Origin of the sequence: uncultured Thiodictyon sp., assembly GCA_903837595.1 — a bacterium.
GTDB lineage: Bacteria > Pseudomonadota > Gammaproteobacteria > Chromatiales > Chromatiaceae > Thiodictyon.
The window spans coordinates 1-4,245 of the sequence record CAILVI010000558.1; the positions used below are offsets into that span (position 1 = coordinate 1).

5 protein-coding genes and 1 pseudogene are annotated in these 4,245 nt (G+C 63.2%); all 6 read right to left on the reverse strand.

The annotated features are described in order from the left end of the window. Window positions 1-251 (reverse strand): annotated as a pseudogene (locus QZY44_RS34140) (cytochrome C); the annotation flags it as partial. Between the two features lie 98 nt (window positions 252-349). Beyond that, entirely contained in the window at window positions 350-778 is a 429-nt protein-coding gene (locus QZY44_RS34145; RefSeq protein ID WP_295458421.1) for a hypothetical protein, read from the reverse strand. Between the two features lie 479 nt (window positions 779-1,257). Then, entirely contained in the window at window positions 1,258-1,461 is a 204-nt protein-coding gene (locus QZY44_RS34150) for a DUF2892 domain-containing protein (protein WP_295458422.1), read from the reverse strand. An 88-nt stretch (window positions 1,462-1,549) separates the two neighbouring features. Then, window positions 1,550-2,221, reverse strand: a complete 672-nt coding sequence (locus tag QZY44_RS34155; RefSeq protein WP_295458424.1) for a Crp/Fnr family transcriptional regulator — start codon at window positions 2,219-2,221, stop codon at window positions 1,550-1,552. Window positions 2,222-2,246: 25 nt separating this feature from the next. After that, on the reverse strand, window positions 2,247-3,944 hold the full coding sequence (locus QZY44_RS34160) for an FAD-dependent oxidoreductase (protein WP_295458427.1): 1,698 nt from the start codon (window positions 3,942-3,944) through the stop codon (window positions 2,247-2,249). Window positions 3,945-4,027: 83 nt separating this feature from the next. Continuing rightward, the coding region (locus QZY44_RS34165) for a NifB/NifX family molybdenum-iron cluster-binding protein (RefSeq protein WP_295458429.1) at window positions 4,028-4,245 on the reverse strand (218 nt) is incomplete at its 5' end.

Below are 4,245 nucleotides of genomic sequence, written 5' to 3' on the forward strand. Positions count from 1 at the left end.
ATGTTCTTCATGAAGTGCCGGCCACTCTCGGTGTGGCACGTGAGGCACGCCTTGGTGACCTCCGGACCAGTCGCGAACGGTCCTTTAAGAACCGCGAATTTGCTGTGGTCCGCACTGCCGCCAGTGAGCGGGCCGGATAGCTGAGCGGCGGCATCTCCCTCAATGGGCGGGGTCGGCCAGTTGCTCCGCGCCTGGGCGACGGTGAGTGGCATCAGGGTCATGGCGAACATGACACAGAGCAGGACACGCATGGCGATTTTCCTCTGGGATTGCGAGGTGCGCTAACGCCCCGCTTTGTTATTGATTATGATCGCCCGGGTTTGGCCGCGGATGCTAGATGCGCGCGGCCTCAGCGCGTGACAGGACCCACGACGCCATGGTCCGCGAGCCAACGGATATCCAGCTCCCAACGCACCGCGGTGACGTAGGGTAGCGCCTCAACCAACTCCATCGCCCGCTTCTGGCTGTCCACGAGGGCCTGCTGGGCGGCGGCCATGGCCGGATCAACCTCAGCTGTACCGGCAAGTCCTGGGTAGATGATCGCCAGGAAACTGGCTGCGGGCACATCGAACGACCGCGGGGTCAAGAGGGTCGCGATACCGTTGTCGAAGGAAACGGCGCGAAACTGGTAGGGATACTTCGCGACTAACGGGTCCGATTGCAGCACCGCGTTGATCTCACTGACCCGCGGTTGCCAGGTGGAGTGTAACCAGATACCGATGAGTGCGAGGGCGATGAGGCCGAGCGCGGCACTATAGTTTCGGGTGAAGCGGTCCATAGGGTGATAGTCTCCGCAAGAGTCGGGTAACGTCGGAGGTTCAAGCTCGCCGACAAGGACTTAGACCACCGATCCGATAGCCTGAGTGGAAATGGTCTGCCCTTTTTGGGTCCGGCGTGCAGAGCCGATGGGGGCGGGTGGGTCATCGCAGACGCCGGGAGTCAATCCTCCCAGGTACCGCGTGCTCACGCCGGAAAAAGACCGCGGCCGGAATTACTTGCCCGTCCCGTTGCCAGCGACCAACGCGATCAGAAAACCACCGCTCAGAATGCCGGCGATGATGCCGGCAATAGTCAGTGCGTCGAAGCTCATGGGTTCATCTCCCGATCATACCGCCGCGAAATTGTGAGGCGGACACCGCGGCGATGGTTCGCTTCAACTGATTGGCGCTGGGTCACTCACCAAGCCCCCGGCGCGTGGCCCCTGAACGGTTGCGCGCAGGTCGCCGGGAGTTGGTGAGCACGCGCATGTGCGTCGGGCTAAGCCGCTGGGCAGTCCTTGCAGGTCTTGAAGCCAAACAGGGTGTAGGCCGGGCACCAGCCGATCAGGGCGGTCACCAGGGGGACGATGCCGATCCAGCCCCAGGCACCTAAGTGGCCGGTGAAGGTCAGTGCGATCAGTGCGATTCCGACGATTGCGCGCACGGCACGATCAGTGGTTCCGGCATTCTTGGTCATGTTCATAAGTCGGTTCTCAAAATGGTTTTTCAGTGGTTGGGGGTGGTAGCAGTCAGGAAAATAGCACGTCCGCATCCAATCTTCAGTGACTTGGTCACAGTGGGCCGCAGCCAATGCGCGTCAAAGCGCCGCGGTCCAGTATCTCAACCGAGCCGCGTGCGAGCCGCACCAGGCCAGCCGTTTCCAGTCGCTTGAGATGGCGCGACACCACCTCGCGGGCGGTGCCCAATTCCACCGCGATATCCTGATGGGTGGCGGTGATGGGTGAGGCCGCTCTTTGGCCGGTATGCAGCAATAGGAAATCGACCAGCCGGCGGTCAATCGGGCGGAACGCGAGCTCTTCCATGCGGGCAATCACCTGGGTCATGCGTGCCCCCAGGTTGGTGAAGACGAAACGACGAAAGGTCGGCGCCTCCTCCAGTGCCCGGTCGAAGACCGGCTTGCTGAGACTCACAGCGGTGACCGGCGATTCGGTATAGGCTGCGGCGGGATAGTCATCCCCGGAGAGTATGCAGCAGGTCGTCAGGACGCAGGCCTCACCGGGCAACACCCGGTAGAGCAGCGCCTCGCGGCCGTCCTGACCGATAACCTGCACACGAATGCTCCCGGCCACCACCAAGACATAGTTGGAGCAGGATGCGCCGGCATGGAATACCGGCTGTCCCGAGGCCACTTCCACCGTCTTGGCGTCCGCGATAAGTGCTCGGGTCGCCAGGTCGCCCGCGGCCAGGGTTGGAAACAGGCTGTGCCAAGTGGTCTCAGGCATGCTGGAGTCTCATGGGTGCCGGATGCTAGCGCTCGCGCGGATAAGGCCAGGCGGCGACGCCGCCTTCCATCACCTTGACATTACGCCAGCCGTATCCCTCCAGAATGGCCGCGCACTCATAGCCCCGCAATGAGATTGCGCAATAGACGATGACCTCGCGATCCTTGTCCGGCGGCAGTTCAGTGAGCCGTGCACGCAGGGCGCCCTGCGGGATCAGGGTCTCGCCGATGCCCAGCCGCCTGGCCTCGAATTCCGGCGGAGTACGGGTGTCGAGGATAAAGCAGTCCGTGCCGCTGTCGACTCGCTGTTTGACCTCGCTGACGCTGATACCCTGCATACGCCCGAGCAGCTTATTCTCCATGACATGGGCGCAGACGATGACATGATCGAGCGCCAGCGAATAGGGCGGCGCATAAGGGAGGTCCGCATTGGCGAGATCGCCGATGGTAAGCTGACCCCGGATCGCCATCGCGATCGTGGCGACCCGCTTGCTGACGTCCCCCGGGCCGATACATTGAAAGCCCAGAACGCGGCCGGTCTTGCGGTCAGCGACCATCTTGCTGATCAGCAACTTGCCGCCCATGAAACCGGGAATGTCGAGCCCGGCAACGGTCACCGTCTCAATGTCCGTCAGCCCGGCCGCGCGCGCCTGGCCAGCGCTGAGCCCCGTGAAACCGACCGTGTAGTCGAAGATCTTGCAGATGCCGGTGTGGGTGACCCCGGGAAATTTCGCGCTGCCGGCATGGATCAGGTTCTGCCCGATGACCCGCCCCTGCAGGTTCGCCAGATCGCCGTAGGGCGCGCGCACCTTTGCGCCCGAGATGAGCGAGGTACATTCCACGCAATCGCCGCCGGCATAGATGTCGGGATCGGAGGTCTGCATCGCCTCGTTGACCTCGATCCCACCCAGGCCGCCGATCGCGAGTCCCGCCGAAGCCGCGAGCGCGACATTCGGCTTGACCCCGACCGCGACCACCGCCAGTTCGCACGGTAGTTCGGTGCCGTTATCGAGCTTGACCCCGGTGAGTTTTCCGTCCTCGCCAAGGAAGGCGGCCACCCCGTTACCCTTGATAATGTCGGCACCATGGGTGCGGACATAATTAGCAACGAGCTTGGATAGCTCCGGGTCCAGAAAGGGCAGGATCGCGGCGGTCTTCTCGATCACAGTGGTCTGGATGCCCGCCAGATGCAGGGCCTCGCAGACCTCGATCAGCCCGCCGCCCACGACCACCGCGTTGCGGACGTGCTTGGCGTCACATACCGCGCGCAGCGCATCGGCGTCAGCCAACGAATGGAGGCTCAACACGCCGTCCAGATTCACCCCTGGGACGGGTGGATAGAGGGCGGTGGCGCCGGTGGCGATCACCAGCTTGTCATAGGACAGGGTGCGGATTTCACCGCTCGGCAGGTGCTTGCAGGTTACCGTCTTGGCCACCCGATCGATGGATAGGGCTTCGGTCTGCACCAGCGCCTCGATGCGCTTGGCCTTATCAAAAAAGGTCGGGTCGCGCACGATCCCCGCCGGGGTGCAGATCAGCAGATTGCGGTCATCGAAGGTCCCGCCAACGTAATAGGGGTAGCCGCACGAGGCCATCGACAGGTCGGCCTCCTTCTGGATGATCGTAATGGCCGCGTGTTCATCCAGACGGCGCGCCTTCGCCGCGGCCTTAGGGCCGGCCGCCGAGCCGCCGATGACAATGATCTTGAGTGGTTGCGATGACATAGTGATAACCCTCCGCAGTGATTCAAGGCGGGCCCTAAACGCACCCGCCGGCCGCCCGATTGCTGGCCCGCCCCGCGTGGGGCTTAACCGTGATCGTGCCCGTGCCCGTGCGCGACGCTCTCATCGCAGGGGGCCGCGCCGGTGAGTGTGCCGCCGAGAAATTTTTCCAGCGCTTGGCGAACCGTTCCACTCGCACCGGTCGCGGTCTTGATACCGGCCTGCGCGAAAAACTCAATCGCGCGTCCGCCCATACCGCCACTCAACATCACTTCGGCCTGTTGCTGCTTGATGAAGTCAGGTA